The organism is Akkermansia sp. N21116, from assembly GCF_029854705.2.
Lineage (GTDB): Bacteria > Verrucomicrobiota > Verrucomicrobiia > Verrucomicrobiales > Akkermansiaceae > Akkermansia.
The window spans coordinates 2,352,250-2,371,116 of the sequence record NZ_CP139035.1 but is presented as its reverse complement, the minus strand read 5'-3'; the positions used below and the strand labels follow the sequence as shown (position 1 = coordinate 2,371,116).

9 protein-coding genes are annotated in these 18,867 nt (G+C 48.6%); 1 reads left to right on the top strand and 8 read right to left on the bottom strand.

What is annotated here, in order from left to right; genetic code table 11:
- Positions 1-14 precede the first annotated feature (14 nt).
- The 6 genes from QET93_RS09155 to QET93_RS09130 all read right to left on the bottom strand — a co-directional run bounded on the left by QET93_RS09155 (position 15) and on the right by QET93_RS09130 (position 8,022).
- Positions 15-983: a LamG-like jellyroll fold domain-containing protein gene (locus QET93_RS09155; RefSeq protein ID WP_280132099.1), complete on the bottom strand. Its 969-nt coding sequence runs from the start codon at positions 981-983 to the stop codon at positions 15-17.
- 204 nt (positions 984-1,187) lie between these two features.
- Entirely contained in the window at positions 1,188-2,285 is a 1,098-nt protein-coding gene (locus tag QET93_RS09150; protein WP_280132100.1) for a LamG-like jellyroll fold domain-containing protein, read from the bottom strand.
- Positions 2,286-2,329: 44 nt separating this feature from the next.
- Positions 2,330-3,832: a hypothetical protein gene (locus tag QET93_RS09145; protein WP_280132101.1), complete on the bottom strand. Its 1,503-nt coding sequence runs from the start codon at positions 3,830-3,832 to the stop codon at positions 2,330-2,332.
- Between the two features lie 79 nt (positions 3,833-3,911).
- Positions 3,912-5,708 (bottom strand): hypothetical protein, encoded by a 1,797-nt coding sequence (locus QET93_RS09140; protein WP_280132102.1) that lies wholly within the window; start codon positions 5,706-5,708, stop codon positions 3,912-3,914.
- A 35-nt stretch (positions 5,709-5,743) separates the two neighbouring features.
- Entirely contained in the window at positions 5,744-6,337 is a 594-nt protein-coding gene (locus tag QET93_RS09135; RefSeq protein ID WP_280132103.1) for a hypothetical protein, read from the bottom strand.
- A 2-nt stretch (positions 6,338-6,339) separates the two neighbouring features.
- Entirely contained in the window at positions 6,340-8,022 is a 1,683-nt protein-coding gene (locus tag QET93_RS09130; RefSeq protein ID WP_322189955.1) for a hypothetical protein, read from the bottom strand.
- A gap of 787 nt (positions 8,023-8,809) precedes the next feature.
- Here QET93_RS09130 and QET93_RS09125 point away from each other — a divergent pair.
- Positions 8,810-17,395, top strand: coding sequence for a hypothetical protein (locus QET93_RS09125; RefSeq protein WP_280132105.1), 8,586 nt, complete (start codon positions 8,810-8,812; stop codon positions 17,393-17,395).
- Between the two features lie 76 nt (positions 17,396-17,471).
- On the opposite strand, the gene QET93_RS09120 is transcribed toward QET93_RS09125, so the two are convergent.
- Together QET93_RS09120 and QET93_RS09115 are read right to left on the bottom strand one after the other, a co-directional pair.
- A complete protein-coding gene (locus QET93_RS09120; RefSeq protein ID WP_280132106.1) occupies positions 17,472-18,290 on the bottom strand; it encodes a nitrilase-related carbon-nitrogen hydrolase in 819 nt (272 codons plus the stop codon).
- Between the two features lie 29 nt (positions 18,291-18,319).
- On the bottom strand, positions 18,320-18,850 hold the full coding sequence (locus tag QET93_RS09115; RefSeq protein WP_280132107.1) for a hypothetical protein: 531 nt from the start codon (positions 18,848-18,850) through the stop codon (positions 18,320-18,322).
- Positions 18,851-18,867: the final 17 nt, after the last annotated feature.

Genomic DNA, 18,867 nt, shown 5'->3' with positions numbered 1-18,867 from the left:
TGAACATTTAACAGTCATTTCTTGTCTGTTTTCATAAAAAGTTCGGATGGATATGTTTGTTCGATTGTTTTTATTATTTTTTGGATTTCAGCGATTTTATCGAATTGTTTCTTCTGAGCATATTGGGCTTGTTGCTGGAGAATTGTTTTCAAATAAGCCTGCTTGATTTGTTCTCCCAGCTGCTCTTTCTGAATTGTGTAGGCCGTGGCAAGGCGGAGTACTTCCCGGGGAAGCTTTTCTTCCTTGACCGGAGAATCGGGAGATTTGACGATATTCTGGATCAGTGTAACGGTGGCGAAGTCCTGTTTCTTGACGTACTTTTGCTGGATTTTCTGGAGAGAAGCGATGTATTTGTTTCTCAGGATGTCACTGCGCGAATGGAACATTTTTGAGAACTCCGGCATGAGCGGCATGTCGGCGAAGAGAGAACCTGGCGGAACGGCATCGTTGTAGAAATTGACGTTGTTGATTTTTATCGTGCCGCTCATGGTATGGACTTTTCCGAATGCTTGACCGAACTGGGCGCCCGTAAGGGCCGGATGTTTCGGGTTCCAGTTTGTGATGGAACCAGCCATGGAACCGTTGACGTAGATGGAAAGAGTATGTGCGGACAAATCGGAAACGATGCAGAATTTGATCCATTTGTCCGACTGAAGATCATGGCTGGTCAAACCAGTATCGATGGATTTGACATTTCCGGTTTCCTCTCCTCCAAAGGACACGGCGCCATTGATCATATTGTAGAAATAAAGTTTCCCTTGGTCGTTGAATTGCAATTGGAGAGAATGAGTATCGGAACTGTAGTAATTATTATTGGAATACAAGCTCAGAAGCGTTTTCCCATTCAAGTTGGCACAGGAGAGACTTTTTACGTCGAAGCTGACAGTAAAACTAGCGGGAAAGTCGGTCAATTTTGTATGAAACGGTATAGTTCCGGCGCCAAAACTAGCATAGTCGTCACCGGGTTTGTATGTGAAGGTCATATCCCATCCAGTTGCGTTAATGTGTGCTCCTTCCGGTGTGTATTTCCACGAATAAACGGGAGTGGCGGCCTCGGATATTGCAATGGCAAAGATGAGAATAAAAAAGATGGAAAGTCGATTCATTAAATAGCTTATAGAATAAAATGTGTTTATCTGGTCACGGTTTTCCTCATTTTTTAGATATTCTTTATGAATTCCTTGCTGTTATTCATTGTTCATGATCATAAAAAGTTCGGAAGGAGATTTTTGTTCAACGGTTCGGATTATTTCTCGAATCTCAATGAGCTTGTTGAATTGTTGTTTTTGAGCATATTGGACTTGTTGCTGGAGAAGGGTCTTTAGATAGGCCTGTTTGATTTGTTCTCCCATTTGATCTTTATGAATCTTGTAGGCTGTGGCAAGGTTGAGTATTTCCTGGGGCAATTGTTCTTCCGCGACCGGTGAATCAGGATCCTTGAGGATATCCAGAATGAGAGAGACTGAGGCAAAGTCTTGTTTTTTGATATATTTTTGCTGAAGTTTTTTGAGGGCAACTATGTATTTGTTTTTTAAATTTCTCGCACGCGAATTGAACATTTTTGAGAACTCCGATATGTGCGGCATGTTTGAGAAAAGTGATGATCCAGGCGGAACGGCATCGTTATAGAAATTGACGTTGTTAATTTCTATCGTACCGTTTAGAGAGGGGGTGTTTCCGAAAGATTTTCCGAATTGAGCGCCCGTAAGTGCCGGATGTTTTGGATTCCAATCTGTGATAGAAGCAATTAAGGACTTGTTGACGTAGACGGAGAGGGTATGTGCGGACAAATTGGAAACGATGCAGATATTAGTCCATTTGTTCGCTCGAAGAGTCTTGCAAGTCAAACCAGTATCGATGAATTTGGCATTTCCGGTTTCTTCTCCGCCAAAGGAAACGGCTCCATATAACCTATTATAGAGATACAGTTTTCCTTTTTCATTGAATTTCAATTCTAGAGGATAGTTATTATCGTCATGATTGAGATATAAACTCAAGAGTGTTTGCCCTTGAATATTGATATTGGAGAGGCTTTTTATATCAAAGCTGACAGTAAAACCGGCAGGGAATTCGGTCATTTCCCCCTTAAAGGGAGTATTCCCGAATCCCAAAATGGCAAATTCATCACCTTTTGTATACTTGAATGCACTAAGCCATCCTGGAGCGTTGATCTGGGCCCCGTCCGGTGTGTATTTCCATGAATAAACGGTTACCGCAGCATCGGATATCGCTATGGCAAAGAGTAAAATAAAGATGATGAAAAATCGTTTCGCTAAATCAATCATAGGATAAACATGTGTTCATATTTTAACTTGCCTTAAGAAAATTCTTATTCCTCGTTCGTATCCGTAAAGAGTTCGGAAGGGGATGTTTTTTCAACGATTTTGACAGCTTCCTGAATTTCAACTATTTTATCGAATTGTTGCTTTTGAGCGTATTGAGCCTGACTTTGTTTGAGGGTTTTCAGATAGGCCTGTTTTACTTGTTCATCAATCTGTTCCCTTTGGTTTTTATAGGCTATGGCAAGACGTGATATTTCTTGTGGAAGTGTGGCGATTTGTAAGGAAGACTCCGGGGCATTGATCATTTCCTGAATAATTGAAACAACGGAAAAGTTCTGGGATTTTGCATATTTTTGTTGGAATTTTTTCAGAGAGGATATGTATTTACGTTGAAGAACATCTCTTTTCTTTGCGTATACTTTAGAGAATTCGGAATGCAAAGGTATATTTGTAAGAGGTGGAGGTGAAATACTGGTAGATGATTGTCTATCTGTTTGTTGATTGTTTCCTGATGGCAATTGTGTATTTCCCTTAAAAGCTAGAGAGAAAGAAGAAGCCTCGGCTGATGTCAGGCGTCTTAATTTCAAGAGATTGAATCCCATGACTCCACCTATTCCCGTCAATTGGAAGGGTTCCTCAACTCGAAATCCGATCCAACCGGGACCTGCGGGCAACGTGAAAACGCCAATGGGCATGGATATGGATATGGCTCCAGGAATTGTTTTCAAAGTTCTCCAGTAAAAGGGAGGCGATGTTTCCGATTTAATCGACATGAGTTTTCCCGGATTATGGGCGGAATCGTAATCAATTTCTGCGAGATAGGTACCTGCTTGCTGTAAATTGAGTTTCCAACTTGCTCCGGCTCCTTTTCTGTCAAAGTAACCGATGATTGGACTGATGTGTTTAGTCTCAATACGGGTTCCCCCGAATAGACTAGCTGCCTCGGGACGAAGGAAAATAGAATTTTCATCGGCAAGCTCAAGTGGGATGAAGTGAACAGCTGCAATTCCAAAAGCACCGACTGTATCGCTTAAGGGAGCTTTTTCCATTGTTACGGAAAAACTTGCTGTTCCTTGTGATAACAATACAGACCCCAGTACAGCAGAGCGGAGGTAGGGAGTACTGCCCGAGGGGATTTCCCATGTTTCCTTTTTAGTTCCGCTTGTAATGGTTAAGGCAAGAGATTCGGGCACTGCTTTCGTATAGGTTATTTCAATAACGTAGGTTCCTGTAGCAGGAATAGGCAGTTTGGCTTTCATTGATGCTCCCTTGTAATTCCATCCTCCGGTAATGGACTGACCACAGAAAGTTTCCTGCTTGGCTCCTTTGGACAGTGTAACGTTGAGAGGATGAAGGCAGATTTCACGCTTGATTCGAGAGGATGGCTTGGCTTGCGATTCTATGAATTGTTGTACCGTATGTTCTTCTCCAGGTCTGGTTGCCGTTGCTTTGAGATCATGTGATAATCCTGGTGATATGATCATCAGGCAAACAAGGACATTCCTAGAGGCAGAGAGAAGGAAATGTGGAGAGGAGAACATGTTGACCATGGTAATGAATGGGGGATGAATAATGACGGTTTTGTGACAAGAAGAAGGAATAGAAGGCGCAATAAAAGATTTTCACAAACTATTCCTTTTTTCTTTTGTAGAGGCATGAACCATGCCATGGCATGTCGAACGTATCATCATCGACGAAGTGGAATCTTCCCAGGATTTCTTTGATGGATGGAGAAAAGAAGATGAATTGATTGTCACCTGTTTTCCGGACTTGGAAAGCCCATCCCCATTGAGCCTTTGGTTTTTGTCCATTATCCAGTCTTGTGCATTGTCCGTCCGGATTAATCGTAATAGATGTACGGATGTTGTTTTTGTCTATACATTCCCATGTTCCGACGAGATAACGGATGGATGATTTTTCCCGTTGTTGTGTGAAAAGTTCTTTCGGCGACTTTTCTTCCACGTTTTTGACGATCTTCTGGATTTCGGCAATTTGGTCGAATTGCTGTTTTTCGGCAAAACCGGCCTGCAACTGTCTCAACTCCTGGAGATAGGATTGTTTGATTTGTTCTTCAAGCTGATTGTTTTGAATTTCGTAGGCTTTGGCGAAGCGGATTGCCTCGTTGGGGAGTCCGGTATCTTTTGGCGGAGTATTCGGATTTTTGATAATTTCCTGAATGGCTGCAACAGCCGCAAAATCCTGATATTGCACATATTTTTGTTGAAGCTTTTTCAACGTGGCGATGTATTTGTTTCTTAAGCTTTCTGTTTTTGTTTTGTAAACTTCTGTGAAACGATCCAGGGAGAGGAGATCTTTTTCAGTTTCGGGTTGTTTTGCAAGTTCCGGGAAAACAGCTACTCCGAAATCGAGATTTTTTCTAGCAGGAGGGGGAGGAGTCGGTGCAGGGGAGGAGGAGACAGTAGAGGCAGGAGCTTCCTGTCTGAGGGTTTCCTTCACGGCGACGGCTTCCTGGGAGGATAAAGGCCTCAACGTAAGAAGAAGGATCCCGAAATCGGATTCCATGACAGGTTCTTCCGCGCTGAGATAAATTTTGCAGTTACCCTTGTCCAGTTGCAGAACGCCGACTGTTTTCGTCATGAACCGTCCTTGTGTCGGTTCCGCTTTCCAAGGAATACTCGTGGAATTGGAGGGGAGTGAAACTACAAAATCCTTGGGAGATTCCAGTCGGGACTGGTAGTCGACTTCCACCGCGTACGAACCCGTTTCCGGAATGTCGATTACCCAGAAACCTCCTCGCTTTTTATCCTTGAAATTTTTCAAGACAAGGACGTTATCCTGAGAACTGCAATGCGGTCCGTCTGCCTCTATGTTGATGCTTTCGGCTCTCAGCACGAGTGGCGACGAGGGAATATGTGCCGGAAGCAACCTGATTGAAGTGAGGTAAAGAGAACTGAGTTGATCCTTTTGCTGGATGATAGCCAGAGGGCATTCTCCGGCGGGAAGCTTCAAAGGACCTATCGTATAGGGTTGAAAGGAGTACGAGAATTCTGTTGCCCAGTTGAAGGTATGGTTCCCGATTTTAACGGTAAAGGGAGAGGGAGACGGTTTTGTGCAGTATAGCAGTTCCAGATTATAGGTGCCGTCAGCGGGAATTTTAAAATTTCCTCTGACGGTTGAGCCTTTGGAATCAAAGTACCCGGCAACCTGCAGGAATCGGAAAAATTCCAGCCTGGTTCCTTGTTCGTATGTGAGGGATTTGAGAGGCAGGGGAATTTCAGCTTTGTATCGTTCGCTGGGGCGGAACAGAGATATGTTTTTGAGGGGCTGGCGAGTTCGCTCCCTTTGAGAGGATTGTTCAAGTTCTTCTTTAGTGCGGCCAAATCCCTGGGCATAGGTTACTTGTAAACTGCTACCAAGGAAAAGCAGACATAATATGAAGAGAGTCCATCTGATTTTCTGATTCATGGATGTAGTGCTGGGTATGAGTTAAGTGCCGCATGTTATTGCTTTTTTCTTTTGAAGAAGGCAGATCCACCGTATGGCATGTCAATCGTATCGTCATCGACGAAGTGGAATCTTCCTAAGATGGAGTTGGTACTAGGAGAGTAGAAAATGAACTTATTTTCTCCGATTTTTCTGACCTGGAATGCCCACTGCCATGCTCCCAGTACGGCTTTTTGATCTTTGTTGTATCGGGAGCATGTTCCGTCAGGATTGATCGTAATGGAAATAGTTGGTTGACCGTTGTGAATGTATTCCCATGTTCCGACGAGATGGCGGATGGGTATTTCTTGCTTTTTAGGCGCGAAGAGTTCCGAAGGAGGCATGCTTTCCGCAGCCTGGATCACTTTCTGGATTTCGGCGATTTGATCGAATTGCTGCTTTTGAGCATATTCGGCTTGTCGTTGACGGAGGAGCTGGAGATAGGATTGCTTGATTTGTTCCTCCAGTTTTGCTTTTTGACTGGCGTAGATACGCGCCATGTTCAAGGCTTCTTTCGGCAGGTCGTCTGTGTCGGAGGCATACAGGAGTGAAGGCGATACGGAAACAGTTGTCCAAAGAACGGCGTTAAGAAATGATGGTGCGAGTTTCATGGTTATTCTTCTCCTTTCAATCGTTTGAATTCTTTCCCTTCGATATTGAGGGTATCCTTGTCTGTTTGATAAACTCTTGTGGTTAAATTCCCTTCGTCAGATAAGACCGATAAATAATTGCCGTACCGGTAATACGATTTCGCTTTCTTGCTGCGCTTGCCGTTTTCGACACATTTGACGCGTTTTCGAGTCCAGAATGTATAAACGGTATCCTGGGTTGTTGATTTCCAGCGACCGAGAAACGATGTATCGCTCATGGCAAAGACTACCTCTTTTTTAGGGGTAGCGGTGGTTGCAGAATCCTGTTTATCTGTCGGAACGGAAGTATTGGAGGATGTTTGAGCCTCGGATATATCTTTGGTTGGAGGGGGGATCAAGTTATCCGGATTGGAAATGAGTTCCTGAATAGCGGCAACAGCGGAAAAGTCCTGGTTCTGGACATATTTCTGTTGGAGTTTTTTAAGAGATGCGACGTATTTGTCGTTCAGGTTTTTGGTTCGCATTTCATAATTTTTCGTAAATTCCTGAAGGAATGGCATTTCCCCATTCATGGCAGGTGGAGCGGAGAGTTCCGGGAACGTGCTTATACCAAATTCTTCTTCCTTTTTACTGGCGGGAGAAGGGGATGTTCCGGCAGGCATGTTTTTGGAAAGCAACTGCCGGAGCGTGGAGGCATCCTGTTCCGAAATGGGGCGTAATTTAATGGCGAGAATAGCTGGGTTGTCGTCCTGTTCCGAAGGAGAAGGGCTGCTTTCGGGAACGAGGCTGGCTTTGTTGGGGGCCTGGATCAGATTAGCGATACCTATTGTTTTTGTGATGTATTTTCCGCCTGTTGGTTCGGCATTCCATTGAAAGGAAGGGACGGAGCCTGCTTGACGATTCCAGTTGTGTAACCGGAAAGAGAACGGTTTTGCATAGGAGAGGGACGATTTGTAATCGACTTCAACCGCGTAGAGTGAGGAAATCGGTATATTGATTTCCCAGTCAGCACCGGCTCCTTTTTCCTGAAATTTTCCGAGGCTTGCTGTATTGTCCTGGAACAGGCGGCGCGGGCCTTTCGATTCTACCCAGGCAGCTTCCGGACGTATGGTCACGCATGTTTCGGAAATTTGTTCCGGGATGAGTCTGATCGAGGAAATGACTAGAGGTCCTCCCGGGCCCTGTTCGTTTTCGGACCGTGTGATGGTGACGGTGCATGGCCCTTTTTCAACCGGTATGTTTCTCAAAACGATAAAGGTGAACAGTCCAAAGAGTTTTCCGTTATGTGATTGCCATGTATATTTTTGATTGCCTACCGTGATATCGAACGGGAATGATATGTTGGAAGAATTGCCAATCGTCAATTCGAGTCTATACTTCCCTCGGACAGGTATTTGAAAAGAGCCGGAACAGGACGATCCCGGTACATTCAGAGAGACAATCGGCTGGTATCTGGAAGCACTTAGTTGACACTCCCCCGATCGGATAAGTGAACGGATGTCCGTAGTGATTTCCTTGCCAAACAGATCACTGGGGCGCACAAGAACTGTTACGGGATTGCCGTTGGCATCTTTGGCGCTTTTGAAAGACGCATCAAGTGCTTCCCGGGTAACTCCAAAAGCTCCCTGGGAAAAAGCAGGAAGTTCTCCCAAAATGAATAGGAGTAACAGACTCACAAAGAAATAATAGGTGGTGTTGGCTCTCATAAATTCGATAAAATTGGAAATTCCGCATTTCCGTTTTTTATGCGGACATAACTAGACAATAGCGGATTGATCATCCGCTTAAATTTTATGTTACATGCTGATAATAATGATGTAAAATAGGTGAATTATAGCTTCTCCTTTTCATGCGGGTAATAATAATGGATTTACAAATCCCTTATTATTATTCAATTCCATTTTTTTATCGTTATGAGAGGAACAGTTGACAGCGGATGATCAAATCGATGGTTTTGCACCAGATTCTCTGTGAAAGTTCTGTCGTAGCTTAAGGAAGAGATAGGGGATGTCGAAGAGTTCCGCATACATTCTGGCTGTGACAAAGCGAAACATATCGGAGAACAGTCTCATAACATCATCCTATGGAAAGACGAATTTATGAAGGAGGTCGGTATGAGATTTGCCGCATAAGGGAACTAGCATCCTGCTTTTACCAGCAAATCTGAATTACAGGTCGAGAAAGATCCTGGAGTTTAAAACATTTGCTGAAGAGAAATTTCTCTCGTATTTGATAAAATTTTGTATTATTTTGATAATGCAAAAAATGAAAGATGTATAGCGGATTACTCATCCGCTCAAATTCAGTACCACATATTGATAATAATCATGTAAAATGAATGATGATAGATTTATTTTTTATGTCTGTAAAAACAATCCGTTTTGTAAAATACTTATTATCATATAATTATACTTTTGTCTCATTGTAAGAAGAATAGTTGACAGCGGATGAGTAAATCGATAGATTGAGATACTACCATCTTCTCTTACTCCTATGAAACTGAGACTTCCTGTTTACCTTCTATCGGCTCTTCTCGCCTGCTTATCTGTCACCTATGCAGCTGATAAGTCATTGGATTTAAGTGGTAATACAAAAACAGCTACTTGGAATACTACGACTGCCTGGAACGATGGCGCCGCCTGGGCTGATAGTGATTCTGCAACGGTCAAGGCGGCTGCGGACAGTTCTACTCTCAGCATTACGGATGAGACGACCATTGCCGGTACCAATTTGACATTGTCCGAAGGAAAACTGACTGTCGATTCGACGGGAACGTCCGAGACTACCCTCCTGAATTTGACGGGGGCGCTCACCCTGACCACAGGAGAATTGATTTTTAACAATGTCAAGACGACTGCCGCTACCGCCACTATGTCAGGGGCGACGTTGTCCCTCTTTGCCGGGTCGACGATTACGACAATGAATCTCACATCGGGAACCAACGTTCTCAATACGGCTGGTTCTACGATCACGACATTGAATTTGAATGGCGGCTCGGCGCAATTGAATAATGGAACTTTCGGGGGGATTTACGTAAAAACGGCAAATGCGACGACGGCGTTTGACCTGACCGGGAGCGCAACGGTGAACGGCTCGTTGATTATGCACACCGGAACTCTGAATTTTTCGGAGAATACGGATGTGTCCCTGAAGATTTATTTAGGTTTGGGACAGAATGGGGGAGGAGCGATGACGCTTAATATGAACGGGGGGAAGCTGACTGTCCTGGGGCATGATTCCCACACTAACAGTGGTACGACGTTTTCGATTCAATTGGGCAATTGGGGGAAAACTTCCACATTGAATTTGGCATCGGGGAGTATTCTTCTGGAGGATATGGTGATTTTAGCGCAGGGCGCTTGTACCGGAACGTTGCATGTATCCGGCGACGGTTTCATGGGGGCCAAGGGTATTTATGTCAATCGCGATGTAGATGGTTCTAATGGCGTGTTCAATCTGGACGGAGGAACGGTCGTTCTTGGCGTTAATGGGATCCGGTATGCCCCCAAGAATTCAAAATCATCCTACGCCCTCAATCTTTCAGGTGGCACTCTGGCTGCGTCTGCCGATTGGGAATGCGCCTTGAATATCAATCTTGTGGAAGGAAGCGGAGCTCCCGTCAATTTCGACACGACGAAATATGATGTCAACAGTGAGACTCAGGAACGTACGCAAACCGCGGCGACAGCTGCACAAATTACTCTTTCCGGAGTTTTGTCAGGTTCGGGCTGGCTGAGTACCAGCGGTGCGGGATCCCTTGTTTTAACGGGTGAGAACAAGCATACCGGCGGTACGATCGTCACATCCGGAGGGACGCTCAAAATAGCCTCCGTAGCAGCCTTGGGCAATGGAGTGACGACGATTTACCGGGGAGGAAATCTCGCCGCGACCGAGAGCTTTGTCAGTCCAGTTCTATCGCTTGATGCCGGTAAGAGGCTTGATATTACCGGGACGGCTGGAAGCGCCAATCTCTCGATGGGATTGGCGTTGAATACAGGAAGCATGCTTACCGTCGATGTCGATGCCCTGGCAGGGTTGAAAGGAACCGATACGGCCTTGCTGGCCGTGTCGGGCAACATTACTTCTTCCGGAGTATCCAGTTTCAGCCTGAGCGGAGATTTTGACCCGCTGGTTCATACGGATCTGGATGGCACTTACGTTCTGGCCACCGGGACACTTGACGTTGCATCGTGGGCGTCCGGCGCATTGTCTACGGCGTTCCTGAATTCGTCGATTGCCCAGAACTACACATATTCGGTGACTCCGGAGGCCAACAAATTGGTTCTAACCGTGGAAAAAAACAGCGGAAGCCTGTTCTGGAATCTCGATGGGGGAACCGGAATCTGGGATACGACAACTTCCAATTGGCGAGATTCGTCGGGAACGGCCGTTCAGTTCCAGAACGGCAATGTCGTGACATTCGGCGATGTCGGTACGCTGCCTGCTGCCAATACGGTTGAAGTGGCATCGAATATTGCGCCAGGAATCGTCACCTTCGACAATAACCAGGATACTTACGTGCTCAATCAGAAGAGCGGAACGAACGGAGCATTGTCCGGGAGTTTTACCATGTATAAGAATGGAACCGGCACGGTTGAGATCAATATGTCGAATCCCGATTATACCGGTTCCGTCGTTCTTTCCGACGGTAAACTTGTCCTTGGTGCAGCCAATGCGTTGGGAACCCACGCCAGTATCAACTTTTCCGGCGGGATTCTCGGATTGAAGAATGATTTATATCTGGGTAAGACGGAAGGTACGGGGGATGTCCTCGTCGAAGTGGGATCCGGATTGAGCGTTACTTTGGAATCGACGGACGAAACGCTTTATACACATAACATTACGAAGTCCGGTGACGGGAATCTGACATTGAACGGTACGTCGTATTCCGGTGTTCTGACGAGCAGTACCGGATCGATCATTCTCAATACCAGTGCGGCAACGACATTGACGGCTACTTCCAAGTTGGCCGGTTCGTTCGTCAAGACGGGGGATGAGACGCTCAATTTGACTTCCGCCGCTTTTAGTAATTCATCCGGTTCCACGCTGACCGTCGAGAAGGGAACTGTTGTCTTGGGAGAGGGTGCTACTTATTCCGGGACGTTGAATATCCACCTGAAAGGAGAGGGTACGCGATTGAGCGTTACAGGATCAGCAACGAACATTAGCGGAACGGGAACGTTGACGATGGGAGACCAGACTCGCCTTTCCCTGGTGAATGGCAATGGTTCTTCCCGCAGCAACAATCTTTCGATCGTTCTAGATGCCGGAACCGGCGGAACCGTCCGTATTGACGGATTGACATACGGTACGATCAATTACGACAAAACGATTACGGGAACTGGCAATCTCCATATCGTCAATGACCAGGGAAATAACACTTTCCGGCAACGGGGAGGCTGGATCACCAACTCTTATGTAGGCGATACCAGTTTCTACTCCGAAAACGACAAGGTTAGTTTGGTCGAATATAATGTAAACAATGTTGTTTTGACGGAGGGGCAGACGTTGACGCCCTGGGGGACGGGGAATGTCTATATCGGAGGTACGGATTCTACATACAATGCGAAGAATTGTTCGGTCAATTTTTCCGGTCTGCCCGCTGCCCAGACAACTTTCGGCTTTGTGATCAACAATGATATTTTCCTGAAAGCCAGTGCCTCGGCTACGACGCTTCAGATTTTTTCGGGGGCTTCCTCCTCCATGACTTTGAGTGGGCGTGTAACGGCGGATTTTGGCGGTGAGGGAGGCTCCCTGACATTAAAGGGCTCCAGGGAATTGATTTTTGCCGGCGGGCTTGCCGGAAACGGTCCATTGGCGATCTCTCTCAATGCTTCGGCAACGGGTACGCGAGTGCTGGCATTTACCGGTGATTCATCGGAATACACCGGGCAGCTGACTCTGACCGATGTCCAGAAGGTGCGCTTTGCATCCCAAGTGGGCTCTAGGACTTTCGGAGGCAGTATCAATGCCGGGAATGCGGATTTCGTCGTGGCGGAATCCCTGCAGGTTGTTGACGGTTCTCTGTCGACGGGGACAGGCAATTTGAGTATTTCCTCCTCGTCCCTGATGTCCGGCTCCAACGGCGCCGCTCTGACGATCAACGGTTCCTTGAGCGTTGGAGAAGGATTTACGGTGACGCTGGATAATTCCGGAGAAGGAGCCGTGATCCCTTCGTCCGACGGAAAGTATATCCTCTTGAGCGGACAGTTGAACGGTACAACATATGATGCGTTGGCCGCGTCTGCTTCATGGGCGACTGCTCTGGATGAAAGTATCCGGAAGTACTATACGTTTTCCAGTATCAACGATACTCTTTATCTGAGTGTTCGCGGCCTGACGTCGCTGAGCTGGACGGGAGATGCGTCCGGAAATGGGACATGGAGTACCAATGCTGCAGGTTGGATGGATGGTTCCGAGCAGTTCGCCAATTCCAAAGAAGCGTATTTTGCGGATATAGCCGGAGTGGCTTCCTCCGAGATTACGATCGGAACCGGGGCCGGGGACAGTGTCTCCCCAGGAAAAATCATTATGGATGCCGAATCCACCGATTATACGTGGACGGGGGAAGGAACTATTGCCGGAACAGGCATGCTCGACAAGAGCGGTACGGGAAAACTCACTATTGATCAGAAGGCTGCCAATACTTTCTCCGGCGGAGTTACTCTTGGCGGCGGGGAAATCGTTCTTGTTTCTTCCGGCGGTTTGGGAACCGGCTCCATTGTCCTGAATGATGGGACATTGACGCTAGGTTCTGCCGGTGATCATATGCTGACGCTGGGTAACAACCAGAAGATATCGTTCAATGGAGGAGTCCTCGATTATGGAACTACCGGCAATCAGGATATTTCCGGGATCCTGGACACCCTTTCCAAGAGCGCGGTAAAAATCTGCGTTGGCGGCGATGTCTCGCATAACGTCGTCTGGGCAACTGGGCTTGCCGAGTCGGGACTTGCTTTGGAGAAGACGGGGGCGGGCATGTTATCGATTATGTCGGGAGGATCCATGACAAAGAATTTGACCGTGAAAGGCGGCGCCCTTCTCTTGGATTTGGGGAATGATTCTCTGGACATTTCCCTCCTGAAATCGGATGCCGGAACACGTACGATCCTGAAAAAGGGGACAAGCGGGGCAACCAGCCTGACGGGAAGTTTTTCCGGATTCTCGGGTGAACTTGAACTTCGGTCATCCGTATCGACCCCCGGTGTCCTGACATCGAATAACCTGTTCAATGTTGGAGGGGCATCGTTCGATAACGCTTCGAAGCTTATTCTTGACGGTGCGGCTGTCTTCTTCGGCAACGCATCGGGACTGGCCAATGTGCTTGTCGATATTGAGATCGGCGACAATGGGGCGGCATTCCACGCGAATGGCGGCGCGACCAATGGCATTGTGTTGTCGGGTATATTGACCGGGAACGGCATGCTTTCCGGGTTGGATGATTCCGGAATTCACGTGACATTTTCCGGCAATGTCAGCGGATTTGCCGGAGATATGAAGTTCTCTGCGTCGCAGATGGTTTCATTCCTGAACAGCGACGCCGAGGCCTCCGTACTTCTGGGGCAGGCCGTAGAATTGGGGGGAGGAGCCCAGTATGTCGTCAATTATGCCGGAGATGCCGAACTGGGCGCTTCCGTAACGGGGAGTTCCTCCTTGCGTCAATCCGGTGAGGGAACGCTTACCCTGAGCGGCAACAATACATCGTTCGGAACTTTAACGATCGATGGAGGCAAGGAAGTCCGTCTTGGCAACGGAACGCAGGATAGCACATGGCTTGGTTCGATCGAAGGGGATGGCACTCTCGTTGTGAACAATGCTGGAGCTACGGATTTGTCCCGTGTTTCAGGTGTCCTGAACCTGCATGTAACGGGAACCGGAAAAGCTGTCCTCAATCACGATACTCCTTCTTCCTACACGGGAAGTATTACGGTTTCAGGCGGAGGGTTGGATTTTTCATCTCTCGCTTATTCCAATACCATCGTTGTCAATGGAGGGAATCTCCACCATATGGAGAATTACTCGGGAGGAAAGAACGTCGATGTCCTGACTTCGACCGCGTCGGATTTGGGCAATCTTGCCGGTTCCAATATTAAATCCCTGAATACGAAAGCCGGAGGTTCCATTTCCGGTGTCGATGGGAGCATCAGTCTTGATGCTGCAACATTGACGCTTGGAGAAGCCAACCTGTATACGCAGGGAAATCCGATGGCTCTTCCCATTGTTAAATTCAATAATTCCTCCAGCGAGCTCAATCTGGGGGCGTTGACATTGAATGTTTCCTCCATTGAATCCTTCCTGACAACCCAGGTGGACCAGTACTACGTTATGCTGACCAATGGTATCATTACCGGAGCTGTGACGGATAGCGACATTGCCTTCGATCCCTATCTGGAAAGTCTCGGATACCGCTTTCTGGGACTTGATAGAGGTACCGTTACCATTTCGGGAAAAGATGTTGATTATCCTTATATTGTCGGAAAGGACGATGACAAAGTTATCCGGACTCCCGATACGTTGTCGCCATATCCCTCACTCTTTGTCAACGGTCATCTTACTCTGGAACTCGAAGACGGTCAGAGACTTGTTGCCAAGGAACTGAAGAGCGATACCTGGGCCACCGGAGCTTTGATCGATACGGGGACATCTTCGGCCGTCACCGTTGAGTTGAAGAATGCGGTGATGGATACGGATTATGCCGGAAGCATGAGTGGGGCGGCCGCAATTGTCAAAACAGGTGAATTCTCACTGGATATCGCCGGGGATGTAAGTGCTTCCAATCTGACTGTCCAGCAGGGGGCGTTGTCCATTGGCGGCGTTTCGTCGGTTTCCGGCGATCTTGTGGTAGAGGGAACGTCCAATTTGTCTCTCGGCAGGATGACGGAAGTAGGAGGCCAAACTATTGTCCGGGATCAGGGAGAGCTGAACATCGGAGGTGAATTGGCAACAGGCAATCTGGTGATGAGCGGCAATACGACGGCAACGCTGCAAGGAGGAACGATTCTCCTGACCGGAACGGACAATTCCAGCAAGCTGGGTAATTCCGCCTCTTTGAAGGGGACGGGGACAATTGTCATGGGAGAAGGAAGTTCGTTGCTTCTTTCGGAAGGCTCCGTTCTTGAACAAGGCATTGCCATTAAGACGGGAAAGAGCTGGTATATCGATGCCGGTTCCGATTTGTCACTGGCCGGCATGAACGGTTCCCGTCAGTCGGGACTGATTTTGAATGAAGGTGTTACCGTGACGATCGATACGGATGAAGATGCCGTTTTCGAAGGTAAATTGTCCGGTGAAGGAACGCTTGTTAAACTGGGGCAAGGTACTCAGTTACTGAATCTTGACCGGAGTACAGGTCTCTTGGATCAGAATTCTATTGAGCTTGATGTTCGGGAAGGCGGCCTGAGTATCGATCCTGCCGGAGCGGCTTTCCAGAATATGACGGTGGGATCCGTAGAAGGGAGTAAGGCGGTTCTTTCCCTGTTGACCGATACTTCGGCGAGGGAACTGACTGTTCGTTCGGGGAGCAGTTTGATTCTCGGGGCGACCGATCCCGAACTGGCTGTGGCATCCGTTACGCTGAAACTGGAAGGAAACGCTTCATTCGGGCAGGGGAGTACATTCGGAATGGTTATTCCATCCGAAAAGGGAGGCCTCACCACGACGGGAACTATTTCCCTGTCCCGAGAGATGAATCTCAGTTTAATCAACCATGATTCCGAAGGCTGGAATTTCCCCCTGGAAGACCTTGTGATCATGTCGGCAGGCAACGGTTTTCTGGATACTGCCGACAATCACGCGATTGCCGCCGGAACGGTCATGGATCAATGGAAGGTTTCTCTTGAGAAGAGTATTTCTCTCTTCTACTCGACGGCGACCGTTTTCGTCGGAGCCGATGGAAAGACGTTGCTTGCCAATCCGGTCCATAGCGACAACAACAAGCTGCTCGACTATGCCCAGAGCGATACAGCCAGAGTCGGGGCCGAACTTTTGTGGAACGCCGGATTGCAGAAGAGCGGCAGCAACCTCGACCTGATCCTTTCCTCCATCATGGACGACGTGAAGGCAGGCGATGCTTCCTCGGCCAGTCACAAGATGGCAGCCGCCGCCGGCAGCACGGTAACGAGCCTTCTGGGGGCCCAGCAGGCGGACTACCGTTACCAGCAGACCCTGCTGCGCAACCGGATGACGACCATGGGACTTCCCGAAGGGTACAACTACGACGGCGAACTGCCGCTGTGGAACGCCTGGGTACAAGCCACGGGGACATACAATCGTCTGGCTGATTCGGGGGACTTTGCCGGGTTCAAGTACAACACGTGGGGAGGAACCTTCGGTGTGGATGCCAACCTGAGCGAAAGGCTCACGGTGGGGCTGGCGATGTCGGCGAGCTATGGCAAACTGACTTCTGAAGGAGCCGACACTTTGAGCGGCGACCTGGACATCTACTACGCGAACCTGTTCGCCCGGTACCAGAAGGGCAAATGGGGTCACAACTTCATCGTGACGGCGGGTTGGAGCGACGGAACGGTCGACCGTTCCGTCAACTACGGAGAAGGCAGTTACACGGGACACGGCTCGACGAGCGGTTCTACGTATGGAGCGATGTACGAAGCGACCTACGACATTGCCTTGAACGAGGAGAACAATGCGATCTTCCAGCCCTTGGTCAATGTGAGCGTGATGCGGAGCGAAGTTGCCAATTACGATGAGACGGGGGCCGGCAACGCGGGGCTCCGGGTGAGCGGTCTTGAAGGAACATCGGCGACGGTGTCCGTGGGCGGTCGCCTGATGGGGATCGTCGGCGGGAACGTGTTCGGCCGCGAATCGCTTGGGGAACTCCGGGTGCAGGTGGCGCAGGACCTGGGTGACACGCGCAGCGAAGGCAACGTAGGATTCCTGTCCAATCCCGGCTTCAGCCGCAAAGTGAAGGGGAATAAGGCAGGGACGACGGGGCTCCAGTTCGGGGCAGGATTGAGCCTTCCCTCGGGCGACCAGGGGACGATATTCGTGGATGCTACGGCGGACATCCGCAGCGGGATGACATCGGCGAGCGGCAGCATCGGCTACCGGTACAACTTCTGAAGTAGACGCAATACAATAGGAACACCCAGGGAGTGGAAGGGCTGTCCCGCCGGAATGAGGCTGGGGCAGCCCTTTTTCATGATTCCGAATCGGATGATTTTACAGATATTCCTGAACAGAAGGATGTTGAAGGAGTGGATTCCATCCAGTTGCGCCGGGCAAGACGCAGAGCTTTGGAATCGATCGGGCAAGTTCCCGTCAAGAGGATTTGGGTACGTTCGATGACGGGAGGCGGAACATTGGCGAAAGCCTTTTGCGCCGGATGGAAGAATTGGATGTCGCCTATGGCTTCGGCCTTATTGCCGGGGGGAGTACCCAGGAGAGGGCAGATGGCAGTGTAGCATCCCAGTTCGATGGACCGGGCTTCCGCACAAACGGCAATACGGCGTATTCCTTCCTCGTCTTCTACGCAGAAGGGAACGAGCAGGATATCGACGGATTGCTGTTTGAGCAGAGTTCCCAATTCGGGCATTTCCACGTCCATACAGATCAGGGTGGCAATACGCAATCCATTGATAGTAAAAAGACGGATGGCGTGTGTGGAAGTCATGGATGCTTCGCGGGGAGCCAGAGCGATCTTGTCCTGCAGATACCATTGGCCGTGGCTGAGGATCAGGGCGGTATTGGAGGGAGCTTTTCCCTCGGAACAAACGATTTGCAAAGTTCCCGCGAGGACGAATAGTTTTTCCTTCTTGAGTGGAGAAAGGAGGGATTCGAGTAACGCGGGAGTGGCAGTATTGACATCGGAACAGAATGCCCAGAGGTATTCCGGCCAAAGGATAACGGATGCACCGTGTTGATGAGCGGAGAGGCTTTCCCGAACGACGAATTCAGCCATGGAACGAATATCGCAAGGCGCTGAACCGGGGAGAGGGGCAAGGCAGCAGATCAACATGGAGAATGGTACGGAGGGCTAGCCGGATATTACCGGGGGGAGAGCTCTCCCTTGATGACGACGTTATTGTTGTTGAGGAAACGCAGGATGGTATCCCAGTCCCCGCGACCTACGTCATTTTGGGAGAACCAGAGGGCAAGTTTGTCACCGATAAGGAAGAGAACGAAGTCTCCCGTGAGGCGGACTTCCGTGAATTTTTCCAATGGAATGGTGACGGTTTGGGCTCCTTCATAGGAATATTCAAGATGGGTCGGATAAAACCGGTAGGTTTTTTCCTTGAAATAAGAAGGAAGCTTTTTATTGGCATTGAGGGCCATGGTTGCCAGGAAAGGAACGTAGGCGAATGCGGCAAGGAAAGAGAGGCAGGCTCCCCCCAGAGCCAGCCATGTGAAGAAGGGAACCGGAGTCTGCATGAACGAATAGATGGTCATGGCCGTAAAGAAAGTACCGATGCAAATATCGGCCGGTAGTTTCCATTTGGGACGTGCGGCTTTGAACCATTCGATGAGAATCCGTTTGGTGGCGGCGTCGGAAGGGGTGGGTTTGATAATTTCGATCATAAAGGGAGAGGGAAGGG

Excerpts from the sequence above, each read along its gene's own strand:
- QET93_RS09135 (WP_280132103.1), bottom strand. The coding sequence starts at position 6,337 with ATGAAACTCGCACCATCATTTCTTAACGCCGTTCTTTGGACAACTGTT.
- QET93_RS09140 (WP_280132102.1), bottom strand. The coding sequence starts at position 5,708 with ATGAATCAGAAAATCAGATGGACTCTCTTCATATTATGTCTGCTTTTC.
- QET93_RS09125 (WP_280132105.1), top strand. The coding sequence starts at position 8,810 with ATGAAACTGAGACTTCCTGTTTACCTTCTATCGGCTCTTCTCGCCTGC.
- QET93_RS09130 (WP_322189955.1), bottom strand. The coding sequence starts at position 8,022 with ATGAGAGCCAACACCACCTATTATTTCTTTGTGAGTCTGTTACTCCTA.
- QET93_RS09155 (WP_280132099.1), bottom strand. The coding sequence starts at position 983 with ATGACCTTCACATACAAACCCGGTGACGACTATGCTAGTTTTGGCGCC.
- QET93_RS09115 (WP_280132107.1), bottom strand. The coding sequence starts at position 18,850 with ATGATCGAAATTATCAAACCCACCCCTTCCGACGCCGCCACCAAACGG.
- QET93_RS09145 (WP_280132101.1), bottom strand. The coding sequence starts at position 3,832 with ATGGTCAACATGTTCTCCTCTCCACATTTCCTTCTCTCTGCCTCTAGG.
- QET93_RS09120 (WP_280132106.1), bottom strand. The coding sequence starts at position 18,290 with ATGTTGATCTGCTGCCTTGCCCCTCTCCCCGGTTCAGCGCCTTGCGAT.
- QET93_RS09150 (WP_280132100.1), bottom strand. The coding sequence starts at position 2,285 with ATGATTGATTTAGCGAAACGATTTTTCATCATCTTTATTTTACTCTTT.